At 47.8% G+C, this 17741-nt stretch carries 13 protein-coding genes; 9 read left to right on the top strand and 4 right to left on the bottom strand.

Annotated elements, in window-relative coordinates; all coding sequences use genetic code 11:
- The first annotated feature begins 79 nt into the window (after positions 1-79).
- From pstC to pstB, 3 genes are read left to right on the top strand one after another with little or no spacing between them, the layout of a single operon-like run.
- Positions 80-991 carry a phosphate ABC transporter permease subunit PstC gene (pstC, locus tag L4D19_RS10775; RefSeq protein ID WP_160657374.1) on the top strand — a complete coding sequence of 304 codons (912 nt, stop codon included), beginning with the start codon at positions 80-82 and terminating at the stop codon, positions 989-991.
- 5 nt (positions 992-996) lie between these two features.
- Positions 997-1863, top strand: coding sequence for a phosphate ABC transporter permease PstA (gene pstA, locus L4D19_RS10780; RefSeq protein WP_428452465.1), 867 nt, complete (start codon positions 997-999; stop codon positions 1861-1863).
- A gap of 17 nt (positions 1864-1880) precedes the next feature.
- Positions 1881-2630, top strand: a complete 750-nt coding sequence (gene pstB, locus L4D19_RS10785; RefSeq protein WP_428452466.1) for a phosphate ABC transporter ATP-binding protein PstB — start codon at positions 1881-1883, stop codon at positions 2628-2630.
- A 778-nt stretch (positions 2631-3408) separates the two neighbouring features.
- On the opposite strand, the gene L4D19_RS10790 is transcribed toward pstB, so the two are convergent.
- Positions 3409-4338: a LysR family transcriptional regulator gene (locus tag L4D19_RS10790; protein WP_428452467.1), complete on the bottom strand. Its 930-nt coding sequence runs from the start codon at positions 4336-4338 to the stop codon at positions 3409-3411.
- Positions 4339-4496: 158 nt separating this feature from the next.
- Between L4D19_RS10790 and L4D19_RS10795 the strand changes: the two genes are divergently transcribed.
- From L4D19_RS10795 to L4D19_RS10810, 4 genes are all read left to right on the top strand, one after another.
- Positions 4497-5636: an efflux RND transporter periplasmic adaptor subunit gene (locus L4D19_RS10795; protein WP_428452468.1), complete on the top strand. Its 1140-nt coding sequence runs from the start codon at positions 4497-4499 to the stop codon at positions 5634-5636.
- 3 nt (positions 5637-5639) lie between these two features.
- Positions 5640-8744, top strand: coding sequence for an efflux RND transporter permease subunit (locus L4D19_RS10800; protein ID WP_428452469.1), 3105 nt, complete (start codon positions 5640-5642; stop codon positions 8742-8744).
- A 441-nt stretch (positions 8745-9185) separates the two neighbouring features.
- Positions 9186-10805: a mechanosensitive ion channel domain-containing protein gene (locus L4D19_RS10805; protein ID WP_428452470.1), complete on the top strand. Its 1620-nt coding sequence runs from the start codon at positions 9186-9188 to the stop codon at positions 10803-10805.
- Positions 10806-11136: 331 nt separating this feature from the next.
- Positions 11137-11574 (top strand): META domain-containing protein, encoded by a 438-nt coding sequence (locus L4D19_RS10810; RefSeq protein WP_428452471.1) that lies wholly within the window; start codon positions 11137-11139, stop codon positions 11572-11574.
- A 106-nt stretch (positions 11575-11680) separates the two neighbouring features.
- Here the strand turns inward: L4D19_RS10810 and metE are convergent, their stop codons facing one another.
- On the bottom strand, positions 11681-14011 hold the full coding sequence (gene metE / locus L4D19_RS10815; RefSeq protein ID WP_428452472.1) for a 5-methyltetrahydropteroyltriglutamate--homocysteine S-methyltransferase: 2331 nt from the start codon (positions 14009-14011) through the stop codon (positions 11681-11683).
- A gap of 275 nt (positions 14012-14286) precedes the next feature.
- Here metE and metR point away from each other — a divergent pair, with 275 nt between their 5' ends.
- Entirely contained in the window at positions 14287-15198 is a 912-nt protein-coding gene (gene metR, locus L4D19_RS10820; protein ID WP_428452473.1) for an HTH-type transcriptional regulator MetR, read from the top strand.
- A gap of 23 nt (positions 15199-15221) precedes the next feature.
- Here the strand turns inward: metR and L4D19_RS10825 are convergent, their stop codons facing one another.
- Both L4D19_RS10825 and L4D19_RS10830 read right to left on the bottom strand, forming a co-directional pair.
- Complete coding sequence (locus L4D19_RS10825) at positions 15222-15410, bottom strand: DUF4250 domain-containing protein (RefSeq protein WP_075763343.1); 189 nt, start codon at positions 15408-15410, stop codon at positions 15222-15224.
- A gap of 138 nt (positions 15411-15548) precedes the next feature.
- Positions 15549-16220, bottom strand: coding sequence for a hypothetical protein (locus L4D19_RS10830; RefSeq protein WP_428452474.1), 672 nt, complete (start codon positions 16218-16220; stop codon positions 15549-15551).
- Between the two features lie 311 nt (positions 16221-16531).
- Between L4D19_RS10830 and L4D19_RS10835 the strand changes: the two genes are divergently transcribed.
- Positions 16532-17725 carry a GGDEF domain-containing protein gene (locus tag L4D19_RS10835; RefSeq protein WP_428452475.1) on the top strand — a complete coding sequence of 398 codons (1194 nt, stop codon included), beginning with the start codon at positions 16532-16534 and terminating at the stop codon, positions 17723-17725.
- Positions 17726-17741: the final 16 nt, after the last annotated feature.

Genomic DNA, 17741 nt, shown 5'->3' on the forward strand with positions numbered 1-17741 from the left:
TCGTGGCGGTGGCCGGTCTTTATTGATTCCTCGGTATTTGAATAAGCCCTTTGCTTGATCAATATCTGGAGTAAGCATTATGACCATCGCAAATAATATAGAAAATCCTACTAAAGGGTCTTCACTAAAAGCCAAAGATAAAATTGATTGGCGTGAAGTGTTCTTTAAGTACTTATTTTTGGGAAGTGCCGCGCTAGGTATCTTGTCTCTCATTACGATTGGCTACTTTATCTTCCGTGAAGGTTACGCCGCGTTTGAGCACTCTGGTGTTACTGGCATCGTATTAGGTACCGACTGGCTGCCACCGGCTCTATACGGTATCGCACCGATGATTGTTGCCTCTATCGTATCCACTGCAGGTGCGGTTGTATTGGGTGTGCCAATCGGTGTACTTACCGCTATTTTCATTGCCGAGGTTGCACCTAAGCGCCTGGCAGATATTATCCGCCCGATGATTGAACTACTGGCTGGTATCCCTTCTGTGGTATACGGTTTCTTTGGCTTGGTCATCATCGTGCCGCTCATTCAGGATATTTTCCAGGTACCTGCAGGTAACACAGTACTGGCCGGTATCATTGTTCTGGCAGTAATGATTCTGCCAACCGTTATTACCGTATCCGAAACCTCGATTCGAGCTGTACCTCGTACGTACAAAGAAGGTTCTTTGGCACTGGGTGCATCTCATATGTTTACTATTTTTAAACTCCTCGTGCCTGCCGCTCGTTCAGGCATCATGACCGGTGTCATTCTGGGGGTTGCCCGTGCTCTCGGCGAAACCATGGCCATCATTATGGTAATGGGTAACTCACCTGCGATGCCGGAAGGCCTACTGGACTCAGCGCGTACTTTGACAGCCAACATCGCTATCGAAATGTCTTACGCAACTGGTATTCACGCAAGTGCACTGTACGCTACAGGTATTGTCTTGCTGGTTTTCATCATGATGCTTAATGCCGCGCTTCTTTATCTAAACCGTGAGCGTGCGAGGTAATCACTATGTCATTACAATCAACCAATGCTGCCAAGCAGCAGTTTAAAGACAAAATCGCACTGGGTGTTATCTGGCTCTCTGCCTCTATCACTGTCGGTTTCCTTCTGTGGGTTGTCTGGTACATCTTAAGTAACGGTCTGTCACACGTAGACTGGACCTTCATTACCAGTAACTACACCACAATCGGCCAAGAGTCAGGTATCTGGCCAATGATTGTCTCAACCCTCTACATGGTTGCCGCGTCAATTGCCGTTGCCGCCCCACTAGGGATCATGACTGCCATCTACCTGACAGAATATGCCAAGGTCGGCAGCAAGTTAGTTAAGGTGATCCGCTTCTGTACCGAATCACTGGCCGGTATCCCGTCGATTATCTACGGCCTGTTCGGTATGACCTTCTTCGTGGTTGTACTTGGCTTTGGTTACTCGATTCTGTCTGGCGCCCTAACCCTAAGTATTTTGATTCTTCCGGTCATTATCCGTACTACGGAAGAAGCATTGATGGCTGTACCACAAACCTACCGCGAAGGCTCGTACGGTTTGGGGGCATCCAAAATCTACACCATCTGGAGACTTATTCTGCCAAGCGCAATGCCTGGTATCGTAACCTCCATCATCCTCAGCGTTGGTCGTGTCATCGGTGAATCTGCACCGGTATTCATGACAGCAGGTATGGTAGCGCGTATCCCGGAGAGCATGCTTGACTCTGGCCGTACGTTAACCGTTCACCTGTACAAGCTAACACAGGAACTCTACACCATTCATGAATGGAACCAGGCGTATGCAACCGCCACCGTCCTGATTGTGATTGTTCTTGTGATTAACATGATTACGAAATTGATTGCTAGCCGATTCAACACTGCGACTTACTAATTTTGAGGAAGAGAACCATGAATAAATTCAGCATCGAAAACCTAGATCTATACTACGGCGAAAACCAGGCACTGAAAAAAATCTGCCTGCCAATCCCTAACCGTCAGGTAACGGCGCTCATCGGCCCGTCAGGCTGCGGCAAGTCTACACTGCTTCGCTGCCTGAACCGTATGAATGACCTTATTGAAGGTGTCAAGATTGATGGTCAGCTGACCATGGATAACGAAGATGTCTACGGCAACATTGATGTCGCGCAGCTGCGTATCAAGGTGGGGATGGTATTCCAGAAGCCAAACCCATTCCCGATGAGTATCTATGAGAACGTTGCCTACGGTCTACGTGCCCAGGGTATCACTGACAAGAAACGCCTTGATGAAGTCGTCGAAAGATCACTGCGTGGTGCTGCTCTGTGGGACGAAGTTAAAGATCGCCTGAAGTCACACGCTTTCGGCCTCTCAGGCGGACAGCAGCAACGCCTGTGTATTGCCCGTACCATTGCCATGGAGCCAGAAGTAATCCTGATGGATGAACCGACTTCGGCACTGGATCCCATTGCAACCAAGAAAATCGAAGATCTGATGGAGTCTCTGAAGAAAGACTTCACCATTGTCATTGTTACTCACTCAATGCAGCAGGCAAGACGTATCTCTGACCGCACAGCCTTCTTCCTGATGGGCGAGCTGGTAGAGCATGATGAAACACATGCACTGTTTAACAGCCCGCGTGATGATCGCACCCGTGGCTACGTAAATGGTGACTTCGGCTAAGCGAGCCAACACAACATTACTTCCTCAGCTCGCAGGCTATGTAAGCGAATAATAAAAAGCGATGGTACTTATTGCCCCCTTCTTGTAAGGGGGCTTTTTTTATAGAGCGGATTCACAAAAGCAGAACAGAGTCATTTCGGTTAATATTTCCGACCGATAATATAAACTCAGGAAATAGAAAACGATTGCTTGCTTTATTTGAATGTTTTATTTGCATGGCCGTGGGCTACCCATTTATCATCACGCCAAAACAATATCTTAAATTATATCACTCGCGCATGTGAATGCTGTTTTATATTTTATTTTCTTCGTTCAGCCACATCAATGTTACTTAATAAAATCATCATGTTTACTTGTCACATTTGGCATATTAAACTTGTTGAGCATTAAGGGGACTTTATGTATCATTCTGCACCTGATTTACAGAAAAACAGTTTCCAAGATGACAAATTGCAGTTGTATTCACAAAGAAAGGGTCAAACGTACTTTTTGGCAACGCTTATTTTATAGTTCGATATTTAGATGCAAAGACTGCGGTAAAATATTTAAAATATGAATAAAGACTCAGTGTTAATTAAACGGAATATTAATTCAAAATCTAGGGATATATTAAAAAACACTAGAAGAAAGTTTTTAGAAAAATATAACACTCACAGTCTAATCAACGAACATGACGAACTTTCATGTAAGAATTTTAAGGACACTGACACCTCCCCCATGTAATAGCATGCTATTTACAGTCAGTACCTGCCAAGGAAAGGCCCACCAGGTTAAGTGCTCAAATCGACATCCCACGAATATCACCTTCGATGTTTTGACAAACCCCTAAATTCTCTGCTTCGGTCATCATATAGTCGATAAAAGTGCGTACCGTTACCGACAGGTATTTTCGGGAAGGATAAACCAGCCAACCATAACTCATTGATGGCTCAATATCTTCAAATAGCCTTACCAGCATGCCTCTCTCGATATAAAAATCAGCCAAGGTCTCCGGTATAAAAATGATCCCGCGGTGTTGCAAGCAGGCCTCCATCATCAGCGGCGCACTATTCATGATCAGATTTCCAGCTCCCTCGATGACCTTATCTTGTCCCAGGGGCATTTTGTTATACAAGTGACCATTAGGATAACGAAAACGGATCATATTATGGTTAGCCATATCTTCAGGTGTTTGAGGCATGCCATTGGCCTCGATATACTTTTCAGTAGCATAATAGCCAAATGATGCTGACATAAACGGACGGGCAATTAAAGTTGAATCCTCTAACTTATCGCCGATACGTAAGGCAACATCAATATGATTTTCAATTAGATCCGTTTCTATCGAGCTGGTAATAATTTCGACCGTCACCTTCGGGTATAAATCCATAAACTTAAATATTGCTCGCCCTATATCAATAACCCCGGGCAACGGCAAAACCTGAACCCGCAAATGCCCCGACAGTTCGTACGTTGGTGCCGTAACCTCCTGAATACACAGCTCAAAATCGCTAATGAGAGCTTTGGTGCGTTCATAAAATGTCTCACCGGCTTCGGTTAACTGCATAGAACGGTTGTGACGGTGAAAGAGTTGGACCTGCAGTTCCTCTTCCAGCGCCTTCACTCGCCGGCTGAGATTCGACTTCGGCAAATCAAAGATTTCAGCAGCGCGAATCAGGCTTCCCGCATCGACAATTTGATGAAATAACTTAATATCTTCGGTCTTCATTTCTCACCCGTTTGTTCACAGTCTGCAGTTATTGTAAAGCCAATTACTGCCATTATTTGTTGCAAAAAACAGAACTACTCTTTCCAAAATGTTTGGTTTTTCGCAACCCATTCAAAGGTTATAGTTTTCCGCAAGTTATAACAATAGGAAATACCACCATGAAACCGGCATTACTTAGCCTGCTTGCCGTTATGATGTCAGTTGTACTAACTGGCTGTGATGAAGCTGAAAGCGCAATCCAGCAATCGGCCGTTATCCGCCCAGTCAAGCTCATGACCGTCAACGACAGTACTTCTCATCAAATACGTGTCTTCCCCGCAAAAATCGCAGCAAGTCAGCAAGCTGATCTGGCTTTTCGCATCAATGGCGAATTGGTAAAGCTTGGGTTAATAGAAGGCCAGCATGTCACGAAAGGACAACTGCTCGCACAGTTAGATGATCGCGATGCCAAGAACGCCTTACTGAACGCCGAAGCCAACCACGACCTAGCAGCTGTTGATTTCAAACGAAAAGAAGAACTCTATAAGCGTAAGCTGATTTCAAAAGCTGAGTTCGACACCGCCAGGGCCACGTTGAAATCTGCCAAGGCCTCGCTATATTCTGCTCGTGACCAGTTGGCCTATACCCGATTGGAAGCACCGTTTTCCGGTACCGTTGCCAAGGTAAACCTGGACAACCACCAAATGATCCAAGCGACCCAGGTCGTTTTGACGCTTCAGGGAAATAATCAGATAGATGTAAAGATCCAAGTTCCTGAATCCCTGTTACTGACGCTAAAAGATGTTTCATTCGACGAAGCATTCAAGCCAACTGTGCGCTTTCATGCTCCTAAGACTCTGGCACTGGAAAAGGGCTTTACACCTACCCTAACCTCGGCTGGCCAGCAGGGTACCTACCCGGTGCAATACAAAGAGCACGCCAGCACTGTTAGCCCGGGCAGCCAGACCTACGAGGTTGTGTTTAGCCTGACACCGCCAGATAACCTGAACATTCTGCCGGGAATGAGCGCCGAGCTGCTGCTAGATATGTCTGCGGTGAACACTTCCGGTCAGGTCATTACCGTACTTCCTTTAACCGCCATCGTTCGTAGCGACGATACCGGTGAAACCAATGTATGGCGCTATCAGTCCGGTAACAAAACACTTGAATCTGTAGAGGTCATTCTCGGACAAGTACGAGCAAACGGAATTGAAATCCTGTCTGGCCTGAAACTAGGTGACCAGGTGGTTGCCGTCGGTGCTGCTGCAGTGAAATCCAACATGGAAGTTAAACCTCTTCGTTGGGAACGAGGCGTTTAATTGATGAATGTTGCACACTATAGTATTAGAAACAAAGTCATAAGCTGGATGTTCGTTCTGCTAATGTTAATCGGCGGAGCAATTTCCTTCACCGGCCTCGGCCAGCTGGAATTTCCAGAGTTCACTATCAAAAATGCGCTGGTAATCACCCCTTACCCGGGCGCCTCACCAGAACAAGTCGAAGAGGAAGTCACACTGCCGCTGGAAGATGCCATCCAGCAAATGCCGCAAATCAAGCATATCACCTCGATCAACAACGCCGGTCTTTCACAGATCGAAGTCGAGATGAAAGACGAGTACGACGCCAATGCCCTGCCGCAAGTGTGGGATGAACTGCGTCGCAAGGTGAATGACGCAGTTGCCGATTTGCCTCCGGGCACTCTGCAGCCACAGATCATTGATGATTTCTCTGACGTGTTTGGCATCTTGGTTAATATTCGCGGTGAAGGGTACAGCTATCGCGAGCTGGAGAACTATGCCAACTACCTTCGTCGTGAGCTGGTGCTTATCGACGGTGTCAAGAAAGTCTCAGTCGTCGGTGCGCCAGAGGAGCAAATCGTCGTCGAGATCAGCCAGCAGAAACTATCTGCGCTTGGCCTTGACCAGAACTATATCTACAGCCAGATCCAAAACCAGAACGTGGTCTCCAATGCAGGTAAAATTCGAATTGGTGACGGGCGAATTCGTATCCACCCAACCGGTGAGTTCGATGACGTCAGCGAAATGAACCGTCTTTTGGTCAGCCCACCAAGCAGTGGCGATCTGGTTTATCTGGGTGACATTGCCAAGGTATATAAGACAACGACAGAAACCCCTACCCTGCTATACCACAACATGGGGCAGGACGCGTTGTCATTGGGTATTTCGTTCACCACAGGTGTCAATGTTGTCGATGTATCCAAAGCCGTATCGGCGAAAATTACCGAGTTAGAATCACAGCTACCGGTAGGTATGGACCTAAATACAGTTTACGACCAAGGTTCCATCGTTGAGGTCTCTGTTACCGGCTTTTTGATTAACCTGGCCGAGTCTGTTGCCATTGTTATCGTCGTATTGCTGGTCTTTATGGGCGTGCGCTCGGGCCTGCTGATGGGTGTTGTCCTGTTGCTGACGATACTGGGCACCTTCATCGTGATGAATGTCCTCGGTATCCAGCTACAAATCATCTCACTGGGAGCCTTGATTATCGCGCTCGGCATGCTGGTGGATAATGCGATTGTTGTGACCGAAGGGATCCTGATTGGTATCCAGCGAGGCCAGACACGCTTCGAGGCTGCCGGTCAAGTTGTCAAGCAAACCCAATGGCCGCTCCTCGGCGCAACAATCATCGCCATTATTGCTTTTGCCCCTATTGGCTTGTCTCAGGATGCGACAGGTGAATTCTGTGCGTCTCTGTTTCAGGTATTGCTGATCTCTTTGTTTATCAGCTGGATCACGGCTATCACCATCACTCCCTTCTTCTGTCACCTTCTGTTTAAGGACGGAGAAGTCAGCGACGAGCCACAAGAGCTGTATCGAGGTTGGTTCTTTAACCTGTACCGTGGCCTGCTAACGACAGCAATGCGATTCCGTGTTGTTACGCTTGCTCTGGTCATCGCTATGCTGGTTGCCGCTGTTATCGGAATGGGACATGTGAAGAATGTATTCTTCCCGCCATCGAACACACCAATCTTCTTTGTTGATATCTGGCTGCCGGAAGGCACAGATATTCGTGGAACAGAAAAGTTTGTTTCTAACGTTGAACAAGAGATTCTGGGCTACGAGAAAGAAAACAAGGTCGGACTGGTAAACCTTACATCGGTTATCGGCCAGGGTGCACAGCGCTTTGTATTGCCTTATGTTCCGGAGAAAGGCTACGACGCCTACGCCCAGCTCATCATTGAAATGGATAGCCTGGAAACACAGAGTGCAAATATGCCGCAACTGACAGCCCACTTGCGTGAGAGCTACCCAGAAGCGGAATTCAGGGTAAAACTGCTGGAAAACGGCCCTTCACCGGCGGCTAAAATTGAAGCGCGTTTCTATGGTGAAGATCCTCTGGTGCTGCGACAGCTTGCCCATCAGGCCGAGCAAATCTTTCTGGCTGAGCCAATGGCCGAGAATATCCGTCACAGCTGGCGAAATCAGGTAACAGTAGTTCGTCCTCAGCTGAATCTGGCCCAGTCTCGCGAGGTCGGTATCAGCAAACAGGATCTTGATACCGCCCTGCTGATCAACTTCAGCGGCAAAGCTATCGGTACCTATCGAGAGCAGTCACACCTGATGCCGATCATGGCCCGAGCGCCGGAGCAGGAACGCCTTGATGCAAACAGCTTGCTTAAACTGCAGGTCTGGAGTGGCGAGAACAACACGTTTGTCCCTGTGACACAGTTGGTTTCCTCTTTCGATACCGAATGGGAAAACCCTATTATCATGCGTCGTGACCGAAAGCGTATGCTTACCGTGTTTGCTGATCCGGTACTTGGCAGCGGCGAAACAGCCGACTCAGTCCATCGCAAGATACGCGACAAAGTCGAGGCGATTGAACTGCCGGACGGATATTCATTTGAATGGGGTGGCGAGTACGAGACCTCACGTGATGCGCAGGCAAGTATCTTTAGCTCCCTGCCACTAGGCTACCTCGCGATGTTCCTGATCACTGTTGTCCTGTTCAACTCAGTCAGGCAGCCACTGGTGATCTGGTTCAACGTCCCCCTTGCGATTATTGGTATTGCATCCGGCCTGCTGCTGCTTGATGCGCCACTAAGCTTCATGGCGATCCTCGGTATGCTTAGCCTTAGCGGTATGATCATCAAAAACGGCATTGTTCTGGTCGACCAAATTAACGCCGAGATCAAATCAGGCATGGCGCCATATGACGCCGTATTTGATTCTTCCGTCAGCCGTGTCAGACCGGTCGGCATGGCAGCAATTACCACTATGCTAGGTATGATCCCGCTGCTGTTTGACCCGTTCTTTGTGGCAATGGCAGTCACTATCATCTTTGGTCTTGGCTTTGCCACCGTGCTGACACTGATCGTCTTGCCGGTTAGTTATACGTTGATTTTCCGTATTCCAACTAAAACCGAACAACCGGCCTTTGCCCAGGAGGCTCCAGTTACCGCCTAATAAAAAGAACATAACAAAGAGTACTAACTTGTGTGTTCATTTAACACACGCTTTTGCTCCTCGCTACTTTGCCCATAGCCCTTGCTGATTCATGCAAGTGTTATGGGCTTTTTTATTCAAATCATTTGGCCCTCTGCTGACAATACCCCCAAACCGCATCCCTAAGATAAAAACACTGTTTCAAAGTCGTCAGTATTGACTGTTTTTGATGTGTTTAGGCCATTATAACGCCCTAATCTACATATTGAGCCTCCGCCACCAGCCTATGACGGTTATCATTATCGTGGGAATGACATGCCGGACTGGTGTTGGCACTTCTCCCCGGCACCGATTTTTATTTCAACAATACATAATCTGATACTGGGTATCATGGCCCAACAGCTTCAACTATTGGCCTGATTAACCTGTTTTATAAATCAGTTAGCAAGAGTGAGCTGTAAGATGCGCATACTGATGATCATCTTGTTATTCATCTCCTCTGTCGTGGTGGCAGAACAACATGACGAACAAACACAACAACTGGCATCACTCGAACAAGAGATCGCCGCACTCCATCAGGAATCTCTTACCAAAAGTGGTTCGGCAAGAAGTGTCGTCGAAATGCAGCTGCTCAACAAAAATGACGAACTGCGCAGAATAATTAAAAGCTTAATCGACAACCGCACAGATGAAACCGTTCCGATACTGCTAAAATACGTCAATCAACAGGTCATTTTCATCTCTCAGGCCTCTGAGTTTCTTGAAGGTAAAATAACTACAGAAGAAGTGAAGCTCGACGAGGCAGCACAGGAAGATAAGTTATCCGTACAAAAAAACCTCGATGATGCCCGCCGCTTCTATACACGGTTGCTGGCTGAGCAATGGATAAACTACGAATGGCTTGAATTACTTGGCTCTCCGAATCCCAACAGTGCTGACGCTCTCACCGAAGACATCAGCCACCGGCTTGAATTCATGTCAGCCTCACTCTCCTTCAATAGCCAGCAAGAAGCCCTGTTGCTCAAACAGCTAAAAACAGCCTCTGAAGGTGAGAAGCCCTCTGTCCAGCTTGAACACCTTTTGGCTCAGAGAAGTGTCGCCAGCGATATTGACAACCTCAGATTTCTCGTCGAACTGGCCGACGAAATGGAGATAGACACCACTCAATATACCCAGCAAATTTTTGAGGTAACCGGAAACCTGACCGATGATTTGCTAAAGCCCAAAGTCCTCATTTCCTTATTTTCCAGCTGGGTAAAGGGTATCGGCCAATGGCTGGTCGACAATACCCCTCAGGTCTTGTTCAAGCTGGTTATTTTTGCCTTTATTATTTTTATCTTCAGGATCTTAAAAAATCTCACACGAAGAATGGTCACCCGGGCGGTATCCTCACCTAATCTGCGCATGTCCCAGTTAATGCAGGACTTCTTTATCTCGATGAGCGGCAAGGGTGTCTTCATCATCGGCCTGTTGATCGCCCTGTCGCAAATTGGCCTCAATCTGGCTCCCATACTGACCGGTTTCGGTGTTGCCGGTGTTATCGTCGGCTTTGCCCTCCAGGATACCCTGTCGAACTTTGCATCCGGCATGATGCTGCTAATCTATCGCCCATTTGATGTCGGAGATTTTGTCGAGGCTGGCGGCGTATCCGGCAAAGTCAGTCACATGAGTCTGGTCAGTACCACCATCAAGACCTTTGACAACCAGATAATGATTGTGCCCAACAGCAAAATTTGGGGAGACACTATAAAGAATGTCACCCATGAGCGCGTCCGCCGTGTCGACATGGTATTCGGCATTGGTTATAGCGACAGTGTCGAGCACGCCGAACAAGTACTGAACGATATTGTTGACGCACACCCGGCGATACTGAGATCCCCAGAAAAAACGATAAAGCTTCATACCCTCAATACTTCATCGGTCGATTTCATTGTTCGCCCCTGGGTAAAAACAGAAGATTACTGGGATGTGTACTGGGACATTACCCGAGAAGTGAAGATTCGCTTTGACAAAGAAGGATTGTCCATCCCATTCCCGCAGCAAGATGTGCATCTTCATATGGTCGACAATAAAAAAGATTAATACATTACCGTGCTACACATTTGCCGGATTAATAGTCACTGCAAAGTGCTATCTTATCCCCCTATTTTATGGGATAAAAATGACATCCACCTAACAGAAAACAAGATTACCTTTGGCAAACTATTAGCTATAAATTATAGATACTCACATTCCACTGTTATTTCTACCAATACATGTTGCGATGTGTTCACGAGATTGAACTCTTGGTTTATAGTCGAGTCATATCAATAAGAAACGGCGTACAATTGATAATGTAAGCGATTAAACTAATATTCAGGAAGCTTATGTTCGAATGAACGCAGTATAAAAATTAAACTCCGGGAATCATATTATGAGAAAGCGTTTTCTAGCCATTCTAGCGTTACCAGTTATTCTAGCGGCCTGCGCGGCCAACAACAGCAGCAGTACACATGTCATCGCCGAGTCCGATCTGGCCACCCACAACTGGGTATTAACCAAGGTCGATAACAAAGCCATTGATTTGCCGGAACCATTTAAAGCACCAAACCTTGAACTAAGCACAGATCTGGCAGCCAACGGTCACTCTGGCTGTAACCGCTACTTCGGTCAGGCAGAGCTGAAAGAAGGTAAGCTGCGTGTCGAGAAAATGGGAATGACCATGATGGCCTGTCCAGAACCAGCCATGGAAATGGAACGAATCATGAGTACTACCCTGATGGAGTGGAGTGAGGCCAGCATTACAGGCAGTGAACTAACGTTGACCAATGCCGACCACACGCTGACATTCAAGCGTACTGAAACACAATAATCCTCGAGCCGCCACTACAGCGGGACTGGTGCAGTTAGCAAAAAGAGCGCAAATGCGCTCTTTTTATTTATCATACGACCAAGCTATATTATGCGGCCCACTTTCGCTACACCGCTTTCGCCTGCCACTGCTCACGCAATGCTTTGGCTGCTGCCACCAAGTTACGTAGTGCAGCTTCTGTCTCCTCCCAGTTACGGGTTTTCAGACCGCAGTCCGGGTTAATCCACAGTCGTTCTGCAGGAATGAGCGTTTCCGCTTTTTCAACCAACTGGGTAATGTGTTCGACCTCCGGAATATTAGGTGAATGGATATCATAGACGCCCGGGCCAATCTCATTCGGATAGTCAAACTCCTCAAAGGCCTTCAGTAGCTCCATATCTGAACGAGACGTTTCGATAGTGATCACATCGGCGTCCAACGCTGCCACAGACTTAATAATGTCGTTGAATTCGCTGTAACACATATGAGTGTGGATCTGAGTTTGCGGCTCCGCGCTGGCAGCAGAGATTTTGAATGCGTTCACCGCCCAATCCAGGTATGCCTGCCATTGCGAGGCTTTTAACGGCAAGCCCTCACGGATCGCCGGCTCATCAATCTGAATCACCTTAATGCCTGAAGACTGCAGATCAGCCACTTCGTCGCGCAATGCCAGGGCTATCTGGTTGGCCACTTCTTCCCGCGTCAAGTCTTCACGCGGGAAAGTCCAGCCAAGGATTGTTACCGGTCCGGTAAGCATGCCCTTCACCAGTTTGTTTGTCAGCGATTGGGCATAACACGTCCAGTCTACCGTCATCGGTTTGGCACGGTAGATATCTGAAACAATAACGGCTGGTTTAACACAGCGGGAACCGTAGCTTTGTACCCAACCAAAACGCGTAACAGCAAAGCCTTCCAGCAGCTCGGCAAAATACTCCACCATATCATTACGCTCGGCTTCACCGTGCACCAACACATCAAGATCGAGCTTTTGTTGGCGCTCAATTGCATCCGCAATATGCCCTTTCAGTGCAGTATTGTATTCGGCTTCCGTTAGTCGCCCGGCTTTAAAGTCACGTCGCTGGGTACGGATCTCATTCGTCTGTGGAAACGAGCCAATCGTTGTGGTTGGTAATAATGGTAAGTTAAGCGCCGTTCGCTGCTGTCTGGCCCTCTCAGCATAAGGAGCCTTTCTCTCAGCCAGTGCCGGCGTGATTGCCGCAGTGCGCTGACGCACCTCTGCATTGTTTACCAGCTGACTGGTTGCACGGGCCTTAATTGGCGCACTGTATTGGAGGCATTCCTGTTGAGCCAGCTTGCTACCGTCAAGTGCCTGTGCAAGCAATGTCACCTCGCGACACTTCTGCTTGGCAAATGAGAGCCACTGTCGTACCTCGGGTTTAAGCTCTGTTTCCAGGTCAAGGTCAATAGGGCTATGCAATAGAGAACAAGAGCTTGCCAGCCACAGGCGCGAGCCTAGCTGCTCTTTAACTGGCTGCAAGACTGACAGTAGCTGAGCCAAATCAGCTCGCCATACATTCCGGCCGTTAATTACCCCCGCCGACAGTACCCAGCCTTGTGGCAAAGCGGCGACCACTTCACCTAGCTGTTCCGGTGACGCTGATAAATCAATGTGCAAGCCGTCGACATTCAACGCAACTATTTTGTCCAGGTGGTGGGTAATGTTGTCAAAATACGTGGTCAGCAACAGCTTGGTACTGCCATTTAACACTTGATAAGCCAGCTTAAAGGAATCCGCCCACTCTTTTGGCAACTCCAGGGTCAACACCGGCTCGTCAATCTGAACCCACTCCACCCCAAGTCCTGCCAGCTTACCAAGGATCTGTTGATAGGCAGTCAGCAGTCGAGGCAATAGCGACAAACGATCGAAATCTAGCTCTTTTTCTTTACCCAGCCACAAGTAGGACACCGGACCAAGCAACACCGGCTTGACGTCATGGCCGGCCTTCTTGGCCTCTGCTACTTCTTCGAACAGCTGCTGCCAGCTGACATTGAACTGATCATCGGCGCTGAACTCTGGAACGATGTAATGATAATTAGTGTTAAACCACTTTGTCATGTCTGACGCTGCGCAAGCACAGCCTGTCGGCGCCTTGCCTCGCGCTACCCGAAATAAGGTATCGAGATCAGGGAAGCCAGTATTGTGACGCTTAGGAATGTGGCCAAGCAACATGCTGGTACTCAACACATGGTCATACCAGGCAAAGTCCCCGACCGATACATAGTCAAGACCGGCACCGACCTGATCACCCCAGTGGCGATGACGCAGCAAGCTACCTACCTCTTTAAGCTCTTTCTGGTCGATTTCACCTCGCCAGTATTTTTCCTGGGCAAACTTGAGTTCACGCTGGCTGCCTACTCGTGGGTAACCAAGAATATGGGTGATTGTTTTATTTGCGGTCGTTGTGTTATTCGCAGGTACGGTGTTGTTCGTCGTCATGTTGCAGTCTCTCTGTGCTGGTAACTGTTGATGACCAAACAATGACTTAACCCCGATACATGAACAATTTCTTATAATTCAAAGTGATTATGAAAAAAATTAATAATCATCAAGGCTCATACAACAAATCCATTTGGACGTCTAGATGTTTACACTTCTCATTTTTACAGGTACATTGATCTCATCAGCTCATCGGACAGCAACAGGAAAATCGCTGGATTTCAAATGATAACGAAAGCGATGAGCCATCTGAGACAAGGACGGTAAAGGAAGTCATGATCGAAATTAAACACTTAAGAACATTATCAGTCTTACGGGATACCGGCTCGCTGACAGCAACAGCCAATACCCTCTGCCTGACCCAGTCCGCCCTGTCTCACCAGCTAAAAGATCTCGAGCAGCGGCTCGGCGGCCAGCTATTTTTAAGGAAAACCCGGCCGGTAAAGTTCACTGCCGAAGGCGAGATCCTCCTCAAACTCGCAGATGACCTGATCCCCCGCATCGCCAAAGCCGAGCATGAGCTTGCCAGCCTGAAGGAAGACGCCAACGGTCGCTTGCACATGGCTATTGAATGCCACTCCTGCTTCCAATGGTTGATGCCAGCTCTCAAGGAATACCAGATTCACTGGCCTAGCGTGACGTTGGATTTCTCGTCAGGTTTCGGATTCGAACCACTGCCGGCGTTAAGCGCAGGTGAACTCGACTTGGTGATCACTTCGGACATTCAGGCCCGCAGTGAAGTCCACTTCGAACCCCTGTTTGATTTCGAAATGCGTCTGGTAGTTTCTCCGCAATCTCCATTGGCCAGCAAAGACTTTATCTCACCACAGGATCTCGCCGATCAGACCATGCTCAGCTACCCAGTTCAAAAAGGACGCCTGGATGTGGTGAAACACTTCTTGCAACCGGCAGATATCGAGCCAGAAAACTGGAAACAAGCCGACAATACCCTGATGCTGGTCCAGATGGTGTCGGCCGGACTGGGGGTTGCCGCCTTGCCTAACTGGGCCATTTATGATTTTGCCCGTCAGGGGCTGGTCGTGAGCAAACCGCTTGGAGAGGGACTATGGCGAAGGCTATTTGCAGCCATTCGAGCTTCAGAGCGGGAAAGGCATTATCTGCAGGCGTTTTTTGCAACCGCCAAGCAGCAATGCCAAACCCATCTTGAGGGAATTAAAAGCGCCTAAAGCGTTAAGTTGTTATCCAGCTTTTATTTAAACTGATTTGAGATGGGATCGTAGTGATAACCCAGCGCTTCCATCTTCTCATTCAATTCATCGTTATCCAGCTCATAACGACTTACCAGCTCTTCGATAGTCGAGCATTCAAGCCGTAGCCGTTCATTTACAATGCCAAGAACGATATTGCCATCCATATTCAGTAGATTGCTAATTTCCATACTCACCCCTTAGCTCAACAGCAACGGTAACAGTGTCTGTACCTAAAGATAAGCATAGTCATTCTCCGTTAGCCTGCTAACAAAAGCCCTTCCAAATGGAAGGGCTTATACAGAAAATGCGTAATATTGTGATGTAGCTTAGAACATCACCAGTTGCATGCTGCCGGATGCCACCAGCAATGATGAGGCGACCAAAAGCTGCCAGCGATTAACCGTCTTGGTCAGCAGAATGTGGCCCCCCCAGACCAATAGTGCCAACACTAATAAGGCCAATGCCCCGACAACATCTGCAGTCATGGCCTGTAGTGCGGATTCCTCCATCCCAGTCAAGAGCCATAACATCAACAAGACGCTCATAATCGCGCTGACAAAACCGGTAAATGGCAAAATACGGTGAAAAGCCTGCAGGCGAGTTCTTGCCAGCGTCAACAACAAATGGGCCAGAGAGGCGCCAAACAGTGCCACAGCCATCAGGCTCAGGCCAATTTGAGGCAGGCTCATTGTCGGCAGAAGCAATAACCAGCTCAGTGCTGCCAGCACATCGGCCGCGTACAGAGCCTTGAGCGGCCCCGCGTCACGGGTTTTGCCCGTCTTGACCTTAAAGGTAAAAAAGCCCAGCACTAACAAAGGTAATAGAGCTACCGGGTGGCTAATGACCGCAACAAGCCAACCCACTAAGATTACAGGCAACATTTTATGTACCCTGCCTCGTTGACCCGGACAGATTTCCCCCTTGGTTAACACCAACGTCAAAATCAATTGTGCCCCCAGCAGTGCGGGGATCAGAAACGTCAAATAACCTGTAATCATGCTTTAACTTGTATCAATAAAAAATTGGGAAGGATCATATCAAGTTCACTGTTTGATTGCACAATGAAGTACCACGGTAAAAGTACTCACCGGCAAATTTTTCAACCAAGAACGATTAACCTATTAATTAATTCATCCAGTCACATTAGAAAAACCAATCAATATACTGGATCAAGGTCACGGTTTGTTTATTCAATATGTAGAATAATTACCCACTAATCACGGACAGTTTGTGTTGACTTTGCGCTGCGTCATTTTTTATGCAATTAAACCCTAAATAGGTAGTCAGACACATAACATACAGGGCGAAAATGACTAACCCGAATAAAGGAATGCAGGATAATCAAGAGCAGCTTTTTAAGACGCTTAAGCTGTATATTCCTGATTTATGGAGTGCAAAAGCGCACAGCGCCAGTTTTCAAAACACCCGAAGCGGCTATCTGCGTGACCGCATCTCGATGCTCGCCATCGTCTGGGGAATCTTAATTGTTCTCTGGGTTCCTTTCGATTTAATGTTCCTTTCCGGCTCGCAGGGGATCGAAATTGCTATTTCTCGTGCTGCCCTCGCTGCATATTTATTTACCATTGCCAAATACAACAGCCGTCAAACGTCGTTGAAAAAAGCCCAATGGTGTATGACTTTGATGGTAATTGGATTGAACTTGTTCTACTTGTATTCGATGCAGGTGCTCGACTTTCCCAACGGCAATAGTGGCATTGAATACGGTTATACCCTGCTTCCTATCCTGCATGTCGCCATATTGACCATTCTTCCAGTCACCATAAAAGAAAGCCTCGGGCTGCTTTTTATTACTGCTGTTACTCAGCTTTTTGTTGAGTTTCAGGCTGACAGGCTACTTACACCCGAAAACCTTGCTGACTATTGGCTGCAAAATGTCCTGGCAATGATGGTGATCTGGTCGCAGCTGTCCAAGCTATATATGCTAATGCGCCTGTATCGCCAGGCCACTTTGGACCCGTTAACCGGCATTTATAACCGTCGTATGCTCCTGCAACTGGCAAACAAGTCAATTTCCCACTGCGAAAATAAAGGCCAGCCATTTTCGGTGTTGATTTTCGATATCGACAAGTTCAAGCGAATTAACGACACCTGGGGACATGGCGCGGGCGATAAAGTGTTACGGGGATTTGCTGATTTCATGCAAAGCAAGATCCGAAAAACCGATCTGTTTGGCCGCTACGGCGGCGAAGAGTTCATCCTGTGCTTGCCTCGTTGTAATTCTGACATGGCCGAAAAGATTGCGGAACGCATGCTTCATTACATTCGCCAACTTGAATTGCCAATCGGCTATGCCGATACCAAGCTACAGATCACCACCTGTATCGGCATCTCTACCTATTCCTGCGGCGATACGCTCTCTTCCATGATTGAACGGGCAGATCGTGCTCTTTATGAGTGCAAAGACTCCGGCCGTGACTGCAGCCGCTTTCATCCAGTTGGTTTTCAGTACCATGGAAATGAGCGCCGAAAGGCAATCGCCTAATTTTTACACATACCTT

The sequence above is a fragment of the Photobacterium kasasachensis genome, from assembly GCF_050336885.1.
Taxonomy (GTDB): Bacteria; Pseudomonadota; Gammaproteobacteria; order Enterobacterales; family Vibrionaceae; genus Photobacterium; species Photobacterium kasasachensis.

Bases quoted from the DNA above. Each gene is read 5' to 3' on its own strand.
- pstC (WP_160657374.1), top strand. From the start codon at position 80: ATGACCATCGCAAATAATATAGAAAATCCTACTAAAGGGTCTTCACTA.
- pstA (WP_428452465.1), top strand. From the start codon at position 997: ATGTCATTACAATCAACCAATGCTGCCAAGCAGCAGTTTAAAGACAAA.
- pstB (WP_428452466.1), top strand. From the start codon at position 1,881: ATGAATAAATTCAGCATCGAAAACCTAGATCTATACTACGGCGAAAAC.
- L4D19_RS10790 (WP_428452467.1), bottom strand. From the start codon at position 4,338: ATGAAGACCGAAGATATTAAGTTATTTCATCAAATTGTCGATGCGGGA.
- L4D19_RS10795 (WP_428452468.1), top strand. From the start codon at position 4,497: ATGAAACCGGCATTACTTAGCCTGCTTGCCGTTATGATGTCAGTTGTA.
- L4D19_RS10800 (WP_428452469.1), top strand. From the start codon at position 5,640: ATGAATGTTGCACACTATAGTATTAGAAACAAAGTCATAAGCTGGATG.
- L4D19_RS10805 (WP_428452470.1), top strand. From the start codon at position 9,186: ATGCGCATACTGATGATCATCTTGTTATTCATCTCCTCTGTCGTGGTG.
- L4D19_RS10810 (WP_428452471.1), top strand. From the start codon at position 11,137: ATGAGAAAGCGTTTTCTAGCCATTCTAGCGTTACCAGTTATTCTAGCG.
- metE (WP_428452472.1), bottom strand. From the start codon at position 14,011: ATGACGACGAACAACACCGTACCTGCGAATAACACAACGACCGCAAAT.
- metR (WP_428452473.1), top strand. From the start codon at position 14,287: ATGATCGAAATTAAACACTTAAGAACATTATCAGTCTTACGGGATACC.
- L4D19_RS10825 (WP_075763343.1), bottom strand. From the start codon at position 15,410: ATGGAAATTAGCAATCTACTGAATATGGATGGCAATATCGTTCTTGGC.
- L4D19_RS10830 (WP_428452474.1), bottom strand. From the start codon at position 16,220: ATGATTACAGGTTATTTGACGTTTCTGATCCCCGCACTGCTGGGGGCA.
- L4D19_RS10835 (WP_428452475.1), top strand. From the start codon at position 16,532: ATGACTAACCCGAATAAAGGAATGCAGGATAATCAAGAGCAGCTTTTT.